Source organism: Youngimonas ophiurae (nom. illeg.), assembly GCF_049803795.1.
Taxonomy (GTDB): Bacteria; Pseudomonadota; Alphaproteobacteria; order Rhodobacterales; family Rhodobacteraceae; genus Thalassobius.
Genome location: NZ_JBNAGJ010000005.1, coordinates 245,746 through 263,293, shown reverse-complemented (window position 1 = coordinate 263,293; position 17,548 = coordinate 245,746). Strand labels below are relative to the sequence as shown.

14 protein-coding genes and 1 pseudogene are annotated in these 17,548 nt (G+C 61.7%); 7 read left to right on the top strand and 8 right to left on the bottom strand.

Translation table 11 applies throughout. The features are described from left to right. Nucleotides 1–479 precede the first annotated feature (479 nt). The gene (locus ACP15O_RS13075) at nucleotides 480–2,348 is read left to right on the top strand and encodes a PhoX family protein (protein ID WP_425096544.1); all 1,869 of its coding nucleotides are present in this window, start codon (nucleotides 480–482) and stop codon (nucleotides 2,346–2,348) included. Nucleotides 2,349–2,459: 111 nt separating this feature from the next. Here the strand turns inward: ACP15O_RS13075 and ACP15O_RS13070 are convergent, their stop codons facing one another. Continuing rightward, a complete protein-coding gene (locus ACP15O_RS13070; protein WP_425096543.1) occupies nucleotides 2,460–3,104 on the bottom strand; it encodes a response regulator transcription factor in 645 nt (214 codons plus the stop codon). Continuing rightward, nucleotides 3,101–4,537, bottom strand: coding sequence for a cache domain-containing protein (locus ACP15O_RS13065; RefSeq protein WP_425096542.1), 1,437 nt, complete (start codon nucleotides 4,535–4,537; stop codon nucleotides 3,101–3,103). Before ACP15O_RS13065 ends, ACP15O_RS13070 begins: the two co-directional genes overlap by 4 nt. Before the next feature lie 247 nt (nucleotides 4,538–4,784). On the opposite strand from ACP15O_RS13065, the gene ACP15O_RS13060 reads away from it, so the two are divergent. The 4 genes and pseudogenes from ACP15O_RS13060 to ACP15O_RS13045 all read left to right on the top strand — a co-directional run bounded on the left by ACP15O_RS13060 (nucleotide 4,785) and on the right by ACP15O_RS13045 (nucleotide 9,283). Next, nucleotides 4,785–5,870, top strand: coding sequence for a TRAP transporter substrate-binding protein (locus tag ACP15O_RS13060; RefSeq protein ID WP_425096541.1), 1,086 nt, complete (start codon nucleotides 4,785–4,787; stop codon nucleotides 5,868–5,870). Between the two features lie 114 nt (nucleotides 5,871–5,984). Further along, nucleotides 5,985–6,911: a TRAP transporter small permease subunit gene (locus ACP15O_RS13055; RefSeq protein ID WP_425096540.1), complete on the top strand. Its 927-nt coding sequence runs from the start codon at nucleotides 5,985–5,987 to the stop codon at nucleotides 6,909–6,911. Nucleotides 6,912–6,928: 17 nt separating this feature from the next. Continuing rightward, nucleotides 6,929–7,924 (top strand): annotated as a pseudogene (locus ACP15O_RS13050) (TRAP transporter large permease subunit); the annotation flags it as partial. Further along, nucleotides 7,922–9,283 (top strand): TRAP transporter large permease subunit, encoded by a 1,362-nt coding sequence (locus ACP15O_RS13045; protein ID WP_425096630.1) that lies wholly within the window; start codon nucleotides 7,922–7,924, stop codon nucleotides 9,281–9,283. The pseudogene ACP15O_RS13050 and the gene ACP15O_RS13045, both read left to right, overlap by 3 nt. Before the next feature lie 76 nt (nucleotides 9,284–9,359). On the opposite strand, the gene ACP15O_RS13040 is transcribed toward ACP15O_RS13045, so the two are convergent. From ACP15O_RS13040 to ACP15O_RS13025, 4 genes are all read right to left on the bottom strand, one after another. Next, nucleotides 9,360–10,175: an arginyltransferase gene (locus ACP15O_RS13040; RefSeq protein WP_425096539.1), complete on the bottom strand. Its 816-nt coding sequence runs from the start codon at nucleotides 10,173–10,175 to the stop codon at nucleotides 9,360–9,362. Nucleotides 10,176–10,253: 78 nt separating this feature from the next. After that, nucleotides 10,254–10,697, bottom strand: a complete 444-nt coding sequence (locus ACP15O_RS13035; RefSeq protein ID WP_425096538.1) for an RDD family protein — start codon at nucleotides 10,695–10,697, stop codon at nucleotides 10,254–10,256. Nucleotides 10,698–10,781: 84 nt separating this feature from the next. Next, entirely contained in the window at nucleotides 10,782–11,219 is a 438-nt protein-coding gene (locus tag ACP15O_RS13030; RefSeq protein WP_425096537.1) for a DUF2852 domain-containing protein, read from the bottom strand. A gap of 110 nt (nucleotides 11,220–11,329) precedes the next feature. Continuing rightward, nucleotides 11,330–11,797 (bottom strand): YbaK/EbsC family protein, encoded by a 468-nt coding sequence (locus ACP15O_RS13025; RefSeq protein ID WP_425096536.1) that lies wholly within the window; start codon nucleotides 11,795–11,797, stop codon nucleotides 11,330–11,332. Nucleotides 11,798–11,910: 113 nt separating this feature from the next. Here ACP15O_RS13025 and ACP15O_RS13020 point away from each other — a divergent pair, with 113 nt between their 5' ends. Both ACP15O_RS13020 and ACP15O_RS13015 read left to right on the top strand, forming a co-directional pair. Then, entirely contained in the window at nucleotides 11,911–14,697 is a 2,787-nt protein-coding gene (locus ACP15O_RS13020) for a [protein-PII] uridylyltransferase family protein (protein WP_425096535.1), read from the top strand. 3 nt (nucleotides 14,698–14,700) lie between these two features. After that, a complete protein-coding gene (locus tag ACP15O_RS13015) occupies nucleotides 14,701–14,967 on the top strand; it encodes a hypothetical protein (protein WP_425096534.1) in 267 nt (88 codons plus the stop codon). A 44-nt stretch (nucleotides 14,968–15,011) separates the two neighbouring features. On the opposite strand, the gene eda is transcribed toward ACP15O_RS13015, so the two are convergent. Together eda and edd are read right to left on the bottom strand one after the other, a co-directional pair. Beyond that, the gene (eda, locus tag ACP15O_RS13010) at nucleotides 15,012–15,650 is read right to left on the bottom strand and encodes a bifunctional 4-hydroxy-2-oxoglutarate aldolase/2-dehydro-3-deoxy-phosphogluconate aldolase (protein WP_425096629.1); all 639 of its coding nucleotides are present in this window, start codon (nucleotides 15,648–15,650) and stop codon (nucleotides 15,012–15,014) included. A 10-nt stretch (nucleotides 15,651–15,660) separates the two neighbouring features. Continuing rightward, nucleotides 15,661–17,466, bottom strand: a complete 1,806-nt coding sequence (gene edd / locus ACP15O_RS13005; protein WP_425096533.1) for a phosphogluconate dehydratase — start codon at nucleotides 17,464–17,466, stop codon at nucleotides 15,661–15,663. Between the last annotated feature and the right edge of the window lie 82 nt (nucleotides 17,467–17,548).

Here is a 17,548-nt window from a genome sequence, read left to right as displayed (position 1 = left end):
GTTTACGACGTCACTGTATCTGCCAAAGAAAAGCCCCCGATGTTCAGTCGGGGGCGCATGGGGTACCGTTATGGTGTCCGTTACCGGCCCATGCGCCATCTACCTACGATTACGACTAGCGTGCTCATCCAAAGGCTCCTTCGTGCGAGCGCGACATTAGGAGCGCAGAACAGGAGCGTCAACCGCGAAAACACACCTTTGCCGAACATTTCTGGTGTAAAATCTTTGCGAAAATTGCGATTTCATTATTTTTTGCGCAACAAAGCGAAAAAATGGGCGGGGTTTCTGACGCTTTTCCTGCTGATTTGCCTCAGGGGCAGCCTGTGTGCGGATTTACGCGTGGGGCGGCGCTCTGTTAGATAGTCTTCATATTTGCTTTACATCTTTGTCACGAAAACGCGCGACCTGTCGGTCAGGATGGGGCCGGGCAGTCTGGGCCCTTCAAGTTTGAACCTCATACATAGCAAGAGAGACGAGCCATGCAAAACGACAGCAGCGATCTGTCCTGGGATGAATTTGACGAAATGCGCGATCCGCGCCCGGCGGAAAACGGCTTTGATGCCGTGGTGGACCGCGCGATCTCGCGCCGTGGGTTCCTGGGCGGGGCGCTGGCCTTTGGCTCGGGTGCGGCTGTGTTTGGCGCGGGCCTGCTGGACAGCGCGGCGGCGATGACCAACGGGTTCAACTTCCAGCCCATCGACATTGCCACCGATTACGACATCCACGTGCCCGAAGGCTATGACTGGAAGGTGCTGACCCGCTGGGGCGATGCGCTGTTTTCCGAGGCCGAGGGCGCCTATTCGCCCGAAACCGGCGTTTCGGTGGACATGTCGGACAAGGTATTCGGCGAAAACACCGACGGGATGGAGCTGTTCGAGGTAGACGGCAAACAGCTGATCGCGGTGAACTCGGAATATGTGAACCCCAAGATCAACCTGCCGGCCGAGGCTGCGGGCACCCCGCGCAGCGCCGATGAGGTGAACCTGCTGAAAAACCTGCAAGGTGTCACCGTGATGGAAGTGGCCGACAGCGGCAATGGCTATCAGGTTGTGCTGGACAGCCCTTATAATCGCCGCATCACCCATGAAACTCCGATGGTTCTGGCGGGGCCTCTGGCGGGGCACGATCTGGTGAAAACCAAGGCCGATCCCGAAGGCCGCACCGTTCTGGGCACGATGAACAACTGCGGCTCGGGTAAGACGCTGTGGGGCACCTATCTGACCTGCGAGGAAAACTTTAACGGCTATTTCGGCGCGACGGGCGACATGCCCGCGGGCGAGGGCTACAAACGCTATGGTATCGGCGGGCAGGGCCGCTATGCCTATGAAAAGTTCGACCCGCGCTATGACATCTCGAATGAACCGAACGAGCCCCACCGCCACGGTTTCATCACCGAGATTGACCCCACCGATCCCACCAGCACCCCGGTGAAACGCACCGCTCTGGGCCGGTTCAAGCACGAAAACGCCGAAATGGTCCACGCCAAGGACGGCCGTATCGTGGTCTATCTGGGCGATGACGAACGCGGCGAATATCTGTACCGTTATGTCTCGACCGGCACCTACACGCCCGGTGGCAGCACCGAAGGCCTGCTGGACGACGGCACGCTCTATGTGGCCAAGTTCAACGACGACCAGACCGGCGAATGGCTGGCCCTGACCCCGGAAACCACCGGCATGTCCGCCGCTGAAATCCTGGCCTTCACCCGTATGGGCGCCTCGGCCGTCAAAGGCACCACCATGGACCGCCCCGAATGGGTCGCCGCCAACCCGCTGAAACCCGAGGCATACTGCGCCCTGACCAACAACAAAAACCGCGGCAAGAAGCCCAACAAGGGCGGCGATGACATCTCCGTTAACGGCCCCAACCCGCGTGAGACCAACAACTACGGTCAGATCGTGCGCTGGACCCCGGCGGATGAAAACCACGCCGCAGACAGCTTCACCTGGGATCTTTACGTGATGGCGGGCAACCCGACCGTCTATAACAACGCCTATGCGGGCTCGGACAATATCAACGCGGGCAACATGTTCAACTCGCCCGATGGCATGGCGTTCTCGTCCGACGGGATGCTGTGGATCCAGACCGACGGCAAAGACAGCAACGAAGGCGAATTCGCCGGCATGGGCAATAACCAGATGCTGGTGGGCAACCCCGAAACCGGTGAGATCGCCCGCTTCATGACCGTCCCCAAAGGCGCCGAAGTCACCGGCCTGTGCTGGTCGGCGGACAAGAAAGTGGCCTTTGTCGGCGTACAGCACCCGGGCGGCCAATGGCCCGATGGCAACGGCAAACCCCGTTCCTCGGTCGTGTCGGTCTGGCGCAAAGATGGCGAAATGATCGGCTAACCGATCAGCAAGGGCAGGGGGCGCGCCAGCGCCCCCTTTCCCGAGGCAGCAGGCCGCTAGGCCGAATGCCGAGATATCCAGCGCGCGCCCGTCAGGGCGCGCCCCTTCGGATCAAAGGCTCACACCCGTCCCCTGCAACACCCCGTGTTCCAGCGCATAGCGTGTCAGGCCCGCGGTCGAGGATATCCCAAGCTTGCGTTTGATATTCTTGCGATGCGTCTCCACCGTCCGCACCGAGATATCCAGCGCCAGCGCAACCTCTTTGTTGGATTTTCCCTGCGCCAGTTGCAGCAGCACCGTCTGCTCGCGCCCGGTCAGCTGCTCGCGCGCGCCATCGCCCTCGGGCTGCAAGGATCCCTTGGCACCCGTGCACAGATACCGCTCGCCGCGCATCACCGTGTCGATGGCGGTCTTGATCTCTTCGGTTGGCACGTCTTTCAGCACATATCCCTTGGCCCCGTGGCTCAGCGCCGAGGAAATATATTCAGGGCTGTCATGCATCGACAGGATCAGGATACGCGTGTCGGGGCGCTGCTCCAGGATCATCTCGGTGGCGGTCAGCCCGCCGATCTCGGGCATGTTCAGGTCCATCAGGATCACATCCGCGGCCAGCGCCTCGGCCTGGTCCACGATCTCGCGGCCGGTTTTCAGCGCGCACAGCACCTGGATATCGTCATAGGATTCCAGCACGGCCTGGATGCCTTCGGCCACCATGGGGTGATCGTCCACGATCACGACTTTGATCGGAGTATTCATTCAGCGGCCTTCTTATTGGTGTCCGAGACGTCTTCGGGGGGCAGCAGGTGCGACAGGGGCACGCGGGCCTCGATCAGCGTGCCCGAGCGGGTGCTGGAAATCGTCAAAGTCCCATCCAACTGGTCTATCCGTTCTTGCATGTTGCGCAATCCAAGCCCTCCTTTGCCGCGTTCTGACAGAACAGATTGCGCAATCCCCGACCCATTATCCTGAATCTGCAAGGTCGCGCCAGTCCGGTGGCCGCGCAGATCCACTGAAACCCGCGTCGCGCCCGAGTGGCGCTCGATGTTGGTCAGCGCCTCCTGGGCGATCCGGTACAGCGCAATCTTGGATTCCTGATCCAGCCGGTTGCGGAACACCACGGTCGAAAAATCGGCGGTGATCCCGGTGCGGGCGCTGAAATCCTCGGTCAGGGATTTGACGGCGGGGCCCAGGCCCAGATCGTCCAGCACACCGGGGCGCAGATCGCGGCTGATGCGGCGGACCTCTTGGATGGCGCCTGACAGGTGCTCGATTCCGCGGTCCAGAAGGGCAACGCCCCGATCCTCGCGCATGTCGGTCTGGCTGAGCCGCCGGCTGGCGCTGTCCAGCGCATAGCGCACCCCGACCAGGTTCTGACTGATCCCGTCATGCAATTCGCGCGCGACGCGGCCGCGTTCCTCTTCCTGGGCGTCGAACACCCGCTGGGTCAGCTGTTTGAGCTTGGCATCGGCCAGCCGGCGTTCGCGGATGTTCAGCGCCATGCCGGAAATGAACACCAGCATCAGCGCGGCAAAGGTGATCACCCCGATATAATAAAATGTGCGGCGCACGCGGTCCTCGACATCGGCGCGGGCGGCGGCGACGCTGGCCTTCACGTCGTCGATGAACACGCCCGTGCCGATCGCCCATTGCCAATCCTGTAGCCCCAGAACATAGGCGACCATTTCGGCCTCTTGCCCGGTCGAGGGTTTTTCCCACAGAAATTCGTGCCAGCCCGCCCCGCCGCGCGCCAGATCGATGAACTTGTCCACGATGGGGGTGCCGTTCGAATCCGACAGCCCGGTCCAGTTGCGGCCGATATATTCCGTCTGGCGCGGGCTGACCAGATTGGTGCCGTTATAGTCATAGACAAAGAAAAACCCGTCCGAGCCATAGATCATCGCCGCCAGAATCTGCGCGACCTGGCGCTTGGCGTCCTCATCCTCGGGCGAGGCAAGCCCGTAGATAAAGTAAAATCCGTTGCGCGCCTGGGTGACGTAATTGCGCAGCTCTTCTTTCTTGGCGGCCAGCATCTGGGCCTCCAGCGCCTGAATTTCGCGCTCGGCAAAGGCGCGCGACTGATGCGCCACCAGAATCGCAATCGCCGCCACCGCCACCACAAGGGGTATCGTCGCCAGAAGAAACAGCTTCTGCGCGTAAGAGGGGCTGGAAAGGCTGCGAAACCACGACATAAGCCGAATCGATACGAGAAGTTCGCCCAAAACGCAAAGGGCAACGCCAAGAGCTTTCTGTTTCTGCGCCGCAGCCTTTGGAAGGATCGGTCGTAATCGGGGCTGCGGGGGTAATTTGTGACAAAAAATGCGGCGGACTACGTAGTAGTAGGTATTCCAATACGAAGGCGGTCAGGTAGTTTCGTCACACTTCAAACGATCCGTCTGCCCAAAGGGGCGGACAGTTAAACTATCTGGGAGGATACCGATGGATCGTCGTTCTTTTCTGAAAACTTCTGCTCTGGGTGGCGCCGCTGCCGCATCGACCACCGCACTGGCCGCGCCGGCCTATGCGTCGGGCAAGCGCACGCTGACCATGGTTACCTCGTGGGGCCGTGGCCTGGCGGGTGTGTTTGACGCCGCACAGCGTTCGGCCGACATGATCACCGCCATGTCCGATGGCGAACTGACCGTCGAAATCAAAGCCGCCGGCGAGCTGGTGGGGGCCTTCGAAGTGTTCGACGCCGTGTCGTCGGGCCAGGCTGACATGTACCACGCCGCTGACTACTACTTTGTGGGTCAGCACCCCGGTTACGCCTTCTTCACCGCTGTGCCCTTCGGCATGACCGCGCAGGAACTGGTGAACTGGTACTACCACGACGGCGGTATGGAGCTGCATGACGAGCTGGGCCAGATCTTTGGCCTGAAGTCCTTTATCGCGGGCAACACCGGCGCGCAGGCGGGCGGCTGGTTCTCGAAAGAGATCAACGGCCCCGAAGATTTCAACGGTCTGAAATTCCGTATGCCCGGTCTGGGCGGCAAGGCCCTGGGTAAACTGGGCGCCTCGGTGCAGAACATTCCCGGCTCCGAAGTGTACCAGGCCCTGTCCTCGGGCGCGATTGACGGCACCGAGTGGATCGGCCCCTGGGCGGATGAAAAGGCCGGTTTCCAGGAAATCACCAAGATCTACTACACCGCTGGTTTCCACGAGCCGGGCGCAGCCCTGTCGCTGGCCACCAACCGTGACGTGTTCGAAGGCCTGAGCCCCGCGCATCAGAAGATCATCGAGATCGCAGCCGCCGAAACCCACCAGTGGAACCTGTCGCTGTTCCTGGCCAACAACGGTGCCGCCTTGCAGCGTCTGCAAGCCGGCGGCGTGAAGGTCATGGAATTCCCCGACAGCGTCTGGGATGCCTTCGGCAAGGCCTCGATGGAAGTGCACGCCGAAAACCTGGGCGACGATCTGTATAAGAAGATCCACGACAGCGCGATGGCCTCGATGAAGGCGTCGTCGAACTGGCTGAACATGTCGTCGGGTGCCTATACCGCACAGCGCGACCGCGTTCTGGGTTAATTCGCACGCTTAGCACCAATCTGGTCCCCCGCCGCGTGCGGGGGGCCGTTTTTCACTTGCTGACAGCACAGGCGTCAAACGCCGGCCAGCAGCAAGCAACTATCCGGGGGATACATGCAGGAAGAAAGTGGCGTATCGGCCATTGGGGCCCTGTTTGACGGGCTCTGGTGGGTCATTCAGAACATCGGACTTGCCTTCTATAATCTTGGCTACGCAGCCACCCACCCGCAGCTTTGGCTGGACTGGGCGGACAAGGCCTCGATCATGCGCTTTGTCTATTACGGGGGCTCGGTCGAGTTCTTTTTTGTGGTTTTCACGCTCTTTCTGGTGCTGACGGCCTTTGGGCTGGTGTTCCGCCGGTTCATGTGGGGCATGGTGATCGGGCTGGAGGGCTTTGCCAACACGGTGGGGCGGTTCTTTGCCTGGGCCGGGTTGCTGATGGTGTTTCAGCAGATCGTGATCGTCTTCATGCAGCGCGTTTTCGCCCGGCCCGACATGTCGTTCGGCTTCGGTATTCCGCTGCAAATGGACATCAGCTGGTTCGCCGAAGAGCTGAAGCTGTATAACGCCATGGTCGTTTGCCTGTGCGCCACCTACACCTTTGTGCAGGGCGGGCATGTGCGGGTGGATCTGATCTATTCGGGCATTTCGCACCGGGCCAAGCGGGTCGTCGATATGGTGGGCGCGCTTTTGTTCATGATGCCGATGGCGGTTCTGGTCTGGATGTATGGCTGGTTCTTCATGTGGCGGCATCTGATCGTGCCGAAACCCTCGGCCAGCGACACTGTGGAACGTCTGGTCATGAAATCCCGCGCCTTGCGGTGGAATGTGGAAACGATCGGGTTTTCGCCCAACGGATTCAACGGGTATTTCCTGTTCAAGATCCTGCTGATCGCATTCGCCGCAATGGTCTTTCTTCACGCCGTAGCCTTCTTCTACCGTTCCTTGCTCGAATTCATCGAGGGCGAGGAAAGCATCGGTAAGAACCTTGACAAGGATTCCCTTGGCGAGGGCGAAGAAGCCTACGAAGGCACGCACTAATCAAAGGGTCATAGAACATGCTATTCGGTCTTGATGGCGTCGAAATCGGCCTGCTCATCGTCTTCTTCTGCCTTTTCGGAGGCATCCTGTCCGGTTTCCCGGTGGCCTTTGCCATCGGTGGGGCCGGGGTCATTTCCTTCGGGATCATTGCCGCGCTGGACAGCGCGGGCCTGCTGATCCACCAGGCGATTGATACGTCTTCGCAGGCGTATCGCGATCTGGTGAATGCGGGGGTCAAATCTGATACGATCTCGATTTTCCGATACCCGGATTTGCCACGCGAGGCCGTCTCGGTCTTCCCGCAGGGCTGGGAAACCGCGCTGGATCGCAACATTTCGTTCATCGTGAACCGCATGAACGAGCGGGTGCTGGCCGGCCAATCCATTGAAACCCTGCTGGCCGTGCTGATGTTCGTCCTGATGGGCATCACGCTGGAACGGTCAAAGATCGCGAACGATCTGCTGACCACCATGGCGCGCGTCTTTGGCCCGCTGCCGGGCGGTCTGGCCGTGTCGGTTGTGGTTGTGGGGGCGTTCCTGGCGGCCTCGACCGGGATCGTGGGGGCCACCGTGGTCACCATGGGCCTGCTGAGCCTGCCGACCATGCTGCGCAACGGCTATTCGCCGGAACTGTCCACCGGGGTCATCGCGGCTTCGGGCACGTTGGGGCAGATCATTCCGCCTTCGATCGTGATCGTTCTGCTGGGCACGCTGGCGGGGGATCTGTATTCCACCGCCCAAGAAAGCCGCGCCGTGGCGGCGGGCTGTTCGGATGCGCTGACCTATCTGGGCGAGCCGGCCGTTGTGTCCGTCGGGACGCTGTTCCAGGCGGCGATGCTGCCGGGGATCATGCTGGCGCTGCTCTATGCGCTCTATGCGTTCGGCTATGCGATGTTCAACCCGTCCAAGGCACCCGCCGTGGAACTGGGGGCCACCAGCGACGAGCCGATCAGCAAGGGCGAGGGCTTTACCTGGTTCGTCGGTCTGCCGGTTGGCTTGATCGCGGGCATCATGCTGCTGGGGCAGGTCGGTGTTGTGGGCAGCCAGGACATCACTGTGTCGGGGTTCTCGGATGCGGGTCAGACGGCCAGCCTGCGGACCAATGTCTCGGACGATTGTAAGGCGGCGATGATCGACCTGCACGGCCAGGACAAATGGGACACGGCCGTGGCCGAGCAAGAGGCAATTGACGCCGCTGGCGGTGTCGCCGAGGCCGAGCGCCTGACCCCCGAACAGATCGAGGAACTGCGCGTTCAGAAAATCGCCGATGCGGCGCCGATTGGCTCGGGGCTGGCAACGCTGATCGTGATCCTGGGGCTGGTGCTGATTGTTGGCCGTGGGGTTGCCCCTTCGGCGGATCCCAAGCCGCTGATCCTGGGGGCTATCGGGCTTTTGCTGATCGCTGCGGTGGACATGGTGCTGATCGCACCGACGACCAGTCCGGGCGTGACGGTTGTGCTGATCCTGTTGCCGCTGGCCTTGGCGCTCTATGGCGCGAAAGAGGCCGCCGCGCGCTGTGCCAAAAACGAGCTGATCCGCGTGGTGTTCCCGCCGCTGGTTCTGATCGTTGCGGTGCTGGGCTCGATTCTGGGTGGCATCACCAACCCGACACCGGCCGCGGCGCTGGGGGCGGGCGGGGCTGTCATGCTGGCCGCCTATCGCAAGCTTCAAGATCAGGGCAAATCCGGTAAGGTCATCATCTGGGCCACTTTTGCCGTGATCCTGATGCTGCTGGTCGGCACCAACTTCGATTTGCGGATCAACAACGAGATCGTCAGCTTCGAAACCTGGGTTGCCTTCTTTGTGGCCTATGCGGCCTTCCTGTTCTCGGCCTTTGGGCTGGTCTATGCAGGCTGGGTGCTGTTCGCGGGCGGGGTGCTCAGCCCCATCGTGCGCGAAACCGCCAAGGTGACCTCGATGGTGTTCACCATTCTGATCGGCTCGCAATTGCTGAACCTGGTGGTGATCTCTTTCGGGGGCGAGCATTACATCCAGCAGTTCCTCAAGTCCTTTGACAACGAGTTCACAGTCTTCCTGATCGTGATGCTGGTGCTGTTCATCCTGGGCTTTGTGCTGGACTTCCTAGAGATCATCTACATCGTGATCCCGATCGTGGGGCCCGTCATCTATGGCGGCACCTTCGATCCCAAATGGGTGACGATCATGATCGCGGTGAACCTGCAGACCTCGTTCCTGACACCGCCGTTCGGCTTTGCGCTGTTCTATTTGCGCGGGGTCGCCCCGGCCAGCGTGACGACGGGCCATATCTACCGCGGGATCATTCCTTTCGTGCTGATCCAGGTGGTGGGTCTGGCGATCTTGTGGTTCTTCCCCTCGATCGTGACCATCGTGCCCGCGTTGATCCCGAACTAAGAAAACGGACCTGCGTAGAAAACAAGAAGCCGCCCTTCGGGGCGGCTTTTGCATAAGGGAATGTGACGCGAACGGCCTAGCGGTCGCGCAGATCGGGCAGGCTGATATTGGCCACCTGTTCGGCAATCGGATCGGTGGACAGAGGGTGCAGCTCGGCTGAATAATCATCCTCGGCGCGCATTTTCTGCCATGCGCCGCCCAGATACAGTTCGACGCCGGAAAACTTCGCCTTATAGCCCATCTTGGCACTGCCCGGCACCCAATAGCCCAGATAGACAAAGGGCAGGCCGGCCTCGCGGGCGATCTGGATATGGTCCAGAATGATATATGTCCCGGTCGAGTTGCGCTCGGTTTCGGGGTCATAGAAAGAATAGACCATGCTCACCCCGTCATCCAGAATATCGGTCAGGCAGGTGGCCAGCAGCGCGCCGCTGTCGCGATCGGTATATTCGATCACGCGGGTGCGGATCGGGGTTTCCTCGACCATGGCGGCGAATTCGAAGATGTCCATATCGGCCATGCCGCCATCGGCGTGACGGCTGTCCAGATAGCGGCGGAACAGATCGTATTGTTCCTCGGTTGCCCAGGGCGAGGTGGCGCGGCGGGCCATATGGGCGTTGCGCTTGATCACGCGGCGCTGACTGCGCGAGGGGGTGAAATCGGCCACCCGGATGCGGGCGGACATGCAGGCGGCGCAATCGGTACAGGACGGGCGGTACAGCACATTTTGCGACCGGCGGAACCCTTGCTTGGACAGCTCATCATTCAGACGCGCCGCGCTTTCGCCCTGCAAAGCCGTGAACAGTTTGCGCTCCATCCGGCCCGACAGGTAGGGGCAGGGCTGCGGCGCGGTCACATAGAACTGAGGGGCAAGGGGTAGGGTATGGCGCATCAGGGATATATCTTGTCGGGTTGCGGTAAACGATAGCAACCAATCCCTGACGCGCCAAGTACCTGTTTCAACGCAGGCTTAATAGCGGGCGCGGCGGTTAATCGCGACCGAGCCCAGCACCATGTCGGTCAGCCCCTGGCCGCGCTGGGATGTGGCCATCAGCACGATGGACACCAATTGCAGCGGCGCCACGGCAAAGGAGACGGTCAGGCCAACGGTGTGCAAAAACGCCTGCCCCAGATCGAACCGGCGGCCATCGGCGGCGCGGAACTCGATCGCCAGGAAACGCATCCCCAGCGTGGCCGAGCCATTGGCAATGGTGATCACCCGGTACAGAAACCCGACAACAGCCATCAGTGCAGGGAAGAAAAACAGCCCCGTAAAGGCGGTGAACGGCAGAATGGCCAGACAGATCAGCACGATCAGAACGGTGTCGATCACAAAGGCCAGCAGGCGTTTAAAGGCGACATCCGAATAAAACTCAGGCTGGGTTTGCGGATCGGGCAGGTGCCACGCGGTCATGGGTTTGGGTCCTGTATGATTGGGGTAAAAAGGATCTAAAAGAGGGGCAAGGGCCCGGTGGGGTGCCGGGCCAATGCAGGGGGGTTAGGCGTCCGTACGCTCGTCTGCGGGGGCGTCGCTTGCCTTGCGGGCGCGCTCGTCCATGAAGTCGTCGAATTCGGCCTTGTCCTTTGCCTCGCGCAGGCGCTGAAGGAAGCTTTCGAACTGTTCTTGTTCCTCTTCCAGGCGGCGCAGGGTTTCGGCCTTGTAGGCGTCAAAGGCGGCATTGCCCGAAGAACGCATGGCGTGGAACCCGTGGCGGGTCATGTGGGTATTGCCGCGGCGGCATTTTTTTCCAAACATCTGTTTGCTCCAGATCATGTAAAAGAGAAGGGCCAGGCCAACCGGCCAGAAGAAGATGAAGCCCAGGACCATCGTGGCGATCCAGGCGCCTTTCCCCTTGCTGTCCAGCCAGGCCTCGGTCCGGGACAGCCACCCCATGCGATGGGGGGTGCTGGCGGTATAAGAGGCGGCGGGTGTCATCAGGTTCTCCGTGTTGTGTTGCGATGTGAATGTCTTTCACATTACACTAGATTGGGATTGCACCTGTCTGCCACAAGGGGTGATGTGAATGTTTTTTACATTATTTTTGTTTACTGAGTGAAATCAGATATTTGAGCGCCGGTTTTTTCCAGTAAAAGGGCCGGGCTGATCGGGAAAACATGATGCGGCGTGCCCGCTGCGGCCCAGATTTCAGAGAATTCCAGCAGGCGCGGATCCAGAAAGGCGCGGATCGGGTTCAGGTGGCCGACGGGCGCAACGCCGCCAATGGCAAAGCCCGTCTGCGCCCGGATCAGCGCGGCATCGGCCTTGCCCAGGGGCTCTTGGGCGGCGGTGCTGGCCTTGGCTGTGTCCACCAGATTGCCCCCCGCCGTCAGGAACAGGATCGCCTGGCCGCTCTCCAGCCCCTTGAAGATCATGGATTTGGCGATCTGATCCAGGGCGCACCCGGCGACATCCGCGGCCTGCTGGGCGGTGCGCGCCAGGCCCAGCTCTTTGATTTCGGTCTCGATCCCCAGATCCTGCAAGGCGCGGGTGACGCGTTTGAGGCTTTTGCTCATGATGCGATTCCTTTCGCTCGGTCCCGCGCGAGCAGAGCGAAGCCCGCATAAGATGTAAAGGGGCTGCGCTTTGTCCTGTTGACGACCGGGCGGCTTCGTGGCCATCTGCGCGCATGAAGTTTGCATCCCGTATCAGCCGATCGCCGCGTCCCTTTGATCCCGATCGCGGGGCCGAAGCGCGCGATTTATTTCCGGACCTGCCCGCCGAAGTCTTGCAGGTCATTGAGGGCACCGCCGGCTGCGCCCCCTATCTGAAAACCTTGATGGAGAAAGAGCACGCCTGGCTGACACCCGCGCTGGACAACCCCGAAGAGGCGGTTGTTGCGCTGTTCGCTGAGGCGCGCGCCTGTCCGCCCGATCAACTGGCGGCGCATCTGCGGCAGGCGAAGCGGCGCATCGCGCTTTTGTCGGGGCTGTGCGATCTGGCCGGGGTCTGGCCGCTGGAGATGGTCACCGGCACGCTGACCCGCTTTGCCGATCTGGCCAGCGACGTGGCGTTGCAGGCCACTGTTGGGGCGGAAATCCGGCGCGGCAAACTGCCCGGCGCCACCGAGGATGACATCCCCAGCGCGGGCGGCATGGTCAGCCTGGCGATGGGGAAAATGGGCGCCTATGAGCTGAACTACTCCTCGGATATTGATCTGATCTGCCTGTTTGATGAAACGCGGTTCGACCCGGCCGATTATCACGATGCGCGGGCCTCGTTCGTGCGGGCGACGCGCAAAATGTCGGCCATGCTGAACGATGTCACAGCCGAGGGCTATGTGTTCCGCACCGATCTGCGCCTGCGCCCGGATCCTTCGGTCACGCCCGTGTGCATCGCCATGGCCGCCGCCGAGACCTATTACGAAAGCATGGGCCGCACCTGGGAACGGGCCGCCTATATCAAGGCGCGCCCCTCGGCCGGGGATCTGGACGCTGGCGCGCGGTTTCTAAAGGTGCTGCGGCCCTTCATCTGGCGCAAACATCTGGATTTCGCCGCCATTCAGGACGCCCACGACATGCGCCTGCGTATCCGTGAACATAAGGGCACCGGCGGGCGGCGCAGCCTGACCGGGCACAACATGAAACTGGGGCGCGGCGGCATTCGCGAGATCGAGTTTTTCACCCAGACCCGTCAGTTGATCGCCGGGGGGCGTGACCCTGAATTGCGCCTGCGCGGCACCTGCGACGGGCTGGCTGCATTGGCCGAGAAAGGCTGGATTCCCTCTCAGGTTGCTGAAACCCTGACCCGGCACTACCGCTATCACCGCGAGGTCGAGCACCGGGTGCAGATGATCAATGACGCGCAGACCCATCTGCTGCCCAAATCCGACGAAGGCTTTGCCCGGCTGGCGGCCTTCATGGACACGGATGTCGCTGCGCTGCAATCGGATCTGACCGCGCGCCTGGACGAGGTGCACAGCCTGACCGAGGGGTTCTTTGCGCCTGACGCCGCGCCGCCGCCGCGCCCGCAGCCCGAGACCGAATTCGATGAGACCATCTTGCAACGCTGGGCCAGCTATCCCGCGCTGCGCTCGGAACGGGCGGTGGCGATCTTTGACCGTTTGCGCCCCGAGCTGTTGTCGCGCTTGCGGCGGGCGGCCAAACCTGCCGAGGCGCTGGTCGCGCTGGATGGGTTCCTGTCCGGGCTTCCGGCCGGGGTGCAGGTGTTCTCTCTCTTCGAGGCAAACCCGCAACTGATTGATTTGCTTGTGGATATTGTTGGAATCTCGCCGGCATTGGCGGCGCATCTGTCGCGCCATGCGGGGGTGTTCGATGCGGTAATCGGGGGCGGTTTCTTCGAAGATTGGCCCGGTTTGGACGCCCTGCAAGCGGAGCTGTCCGAACGGATGCAGACCGAGCCAGATTACGAACGCAAGCTGGATACCGCCCGTCGCTGGGCCAAGGAATGGCATTTCCGGATCGGCGTTCACCATCTGCGCGGGCTGATTTCGGCTGATGTTGCGGGGCAGGAATATGCCGATCTGGCGCAGGCCGTTCTGGGCGCTTTGTGGCCTGTCGTGACGGACAATTTCGCCCTGAAACATGGGCCTCAGCCGGGTAAGGGCGCGATGCTGCTGGGCATGGGATCGCTGGGGGCAGGGCGGATCAATGCGGCCTCGGATCTGGATGTGATCGTGATCTATGATGCCGATGGGGTCGAAAGTTCCGATGGCAAGCGCCCGCTGGCCACGCGGCCCTATTACGCACGCCTGACGCAGGCGATCGTGACGGCGGTGACGGCTTTGATGTCCGAAGGGCGGCTATACGAAATCGACATGCGGCTGCGCCCGTCCGGCACGCAAGGGCCGGTTGCGGTCAGTCTCAGGTCTTTTCGCGATTACCAGACGTCCGAGGCCTGGACCTGGGAGCATCTGGCCCTGACCCGCGCCCGGCCCGTCGCGGGCGAGGCCACCGTCGCCCAGGCCGTGGCCTTGGTGCGCTCCGAGGTGCTGACCCAGCCGCAGGATGCGCCAAAGGTTCTGGCCGATGTGTCTGAAATGCGTGGGCGCATCGCCGCAACAAAGGCTCCGGCCGGGATCTGGGACGCCAAGATCGGCCCTGGACGGCTTCAGGATATCGAGCTGATCGCGCAGACCTGCGCCTTGTTGACGGGGCATAGCGGGCACAGTGTTCGCGCGGGGATTGCGGCGGCTGTTGCCGTGGATGCCCTGACGGACGCCCAGCAGGAATGTCTGCTCAGAGCGTATGATCTCTGTTGGCAGGTGCAGGTGGTGTCGAAGCTTCTGACCGATAAACCGCTTGATCCGCAGCAGATTGGCGAGGGCGGGCGCGTGATGCTATTGCGTGAGACAGGGTATGACACGATTAACGCATTACAAGACGCGCTGGCCGGGCAAACCGCTCAAGCCGCCGCGGTTATTGACGCGTTTCTATCGGGCTCATGGAAAGGTTGAATAATGGATCGTAACCCACTGGACCCAAAAGGATTGATCCGTGAATCTTTTCGGATTGAAGGGATAACCGCGGCGGAATGCCGGACGATTTTTCTGGATTGGGCGCTCAGCCTTGAGGGGGTTGAGGCGCACAAAGCGTTAACGGAATTGCACCCTCTCTATGCGCAAAAACACCCCGATCACCCGATGGTCGCGATTCTGGCCGAGGGGCTTCATCAGATGTCTTCACCGCGCAGACGTGGCGGATGGAAAAGTAGAATAAGAAATTAAAACAGTATATTATGTCGCGAAGTTAATGATATTATGTCGCGAAGTTAATGCAGGGACGCAGCTTCGCGTGCCAGGGTTTCAATCCCGCTCCAATCCTCGGCGCGGATCAGATCCTGCGGTGCCACCCAGCTGCCGCCGACGCAGCGCGTATTGCCAAGCGCCAGATAGTCGGACGCATTATGCAGCCCAATCCCGCCGGTCGGGCAAAACAGGATCTGAGGCAACGGGGCGCCGATCGCCCGAAGCGCGGGGGCTCCGCCTGAGGCCTCGGCCGGGAAAAACTTCTGCACACGATAGCCCCGCTCTAGCAATGCCATCGCCTCAGTGGCGGTGGCCGCGCCGGGCAATAGTGGTAAATCCGCCTGTTCACAAGCACTTAGTAGGTGGTCCGTCGCTCCGGGTGACACCGCAAAGGCCGCGCCGGCCGCTTTGGCGTCATGGGCATCCTGCGGGGTCAACACAGTGCCCGCCCCAACGATTCCCCCCGGAACCGCAGCCATTTCACGGATCACATCCAAAGCGGCGGGGGTGCGCAAGGTGACCTCCAATACCGGCAGTCCGCCGGAAATCAGCGCCTGCGCCAGCCCTTTGGCGTGGCGGGGTTCATGCACCACCAGCACCGGAATGACGGGGGCTTTTGCGCACAGAGATTCAGTGAAAACTGATGTTTCAGAAGGTGTTATCATGCAAACCTCATGTGAATGAGCTGGCGCCCTCGGTGGCCGGGCCGACCGATTGGCGGAAGGTTTCAAACAGCTCGCGGCCCATGCCGGTGGTGTTGGCGCTCAGGTCGGGGGACGCGGGGTTGCGGCTCTCGAACCCCTGGGTCAGGTTTTCCAGCGTCCCGGCCGTCGCGTCCACGCGCAGAAGATCCCCGTCCTGAACACGGGCCAGGGGCCCTCCCATCGCGGCCTCGGGCGAGACATGGATGGCCGAGGGCACCTTACCCGAGGCCCCGGACATCCGCCCATCGGTCACCAGCGCAACCTTCAGCCCGCGATCCTGCAAAACCGAGAGCGTCGGCGTCAACCCATGCAATTCGGGCATCCCATTGGCGCGCGGCCCCTGAAACCGGACGACCACCACGGTGTCCTGAGTGAACTCGCCCGCCTGAAAAGCCGCTTTGACGGCTTCCTGGCTATCGAAGACGCGCGCGGGGGCCTCGATCCGGTGACGGTCGGGCGTGACGGCCGAGATTTTCATGACCCCGGCCCCCAGATTCCCCTGCATCAGGGCCAGCCCGCCGGTTTTTTGGAACGGATCGCTGGGCGGGCGCAGGATTTTATCGTTCTCACTGCTGCGCGGGGCCGAGGCCCAGCCCAGTTTGCCCTCAATCAATTGCGGCTCATGGGCATAACGGGCCAGGCCGGTACCGGCGATGGTCTGGACGTCGTCATGCAGCAGCCCGGTTTCCAGTAACTGCCCGATGACAAAGCCCAAACCCCCCGCCGCATGGAAATGATTCACATCGGCCAAGCCGTTCGGATAGACCTTGGCCAGCAGGGGAACCACCTGGGAAATTTCGGAAAAATCCTGCATTGTCAGCTGGATACCCGCCGCTTTTGCCATGGCGGGTAAGTGGATCAGCAGGTTGGTCGAGCCCCCCGTCGCCATCAGCCCCACGATGCCATTCACAAAGGCGCGCTCGTCCAGAACATGGGCGGCGGGGGTGAAATCATTCCCCAGAGCGGTGATCTGAAGGGCGCGTTCGGTGCCCGCGCGGGTCAGCGCCTCGCGCAGCGGGGTGCCGGGCGTGACAAAAGACGCGCCGGGCAGGTGCAGCCCCATGATCTCCATCAGCATCTGGTTCGAGTTGGCCGTGCCATAGAAGGTACAGGTGCCGGGGCCGTGGTAGCTGGCCATCTCGGCCTGCATCAGCGCATCGCGCCCGACCTGACCGGCAGCGAATTGCGCCCGCACGCGGGCCTTTTCATCATTGGGCAAGCCGCTGGTCATCGGCCCGGCGGGCAGGAACACCGCCGGCACATGGCCAAAAGTGGCCGCAGCGATCACCAGGCCGGGGACAATCTTATCGCAGACCCCCAGATAGATCGCAGCATCAAAAGTGTTATGCGACAGTGCCACGCCCGCCGCCATCGCGATCACATCGCGCGAAAACAGAGACAGCTCCATCCCGGTCTGGCCCTGGGTCACACCATCGCACATGGCCGGAACGCCGCCCGCCACCTGCGCTGTGGCACCGTTCGCGCGGGCTGTGTCGCGGATCAGGCTGGGGTAATGCTCAAAGGGCTGATGCGCGGACAGCATGTCATTATAGGCGGTCACGATTCCCAGATTGGGCGCGCGTCCCTGAATCAGCGCGTCCTGATCCGCGCCCATGGCGGCATAGGCATGGGCCTGGTTGCCGCAGGTCAGATGCGTGCGGGCGGGCCCGGCCTGAATTGCGGCCTGGGTGCGCGCAAGATAGGCCTGGCGTGTCGGGGCGCTGCGGGCAATGATCCGATCGGTGACGCGTGCGATGGTATCGTTGAGATTCATGAGTCCCTCCTGCCTGTTTAGCCTATAGACTGTTAGCGATAACGGTTCAACCCATCCACGCGAACCGCATTTGTCATGTCAA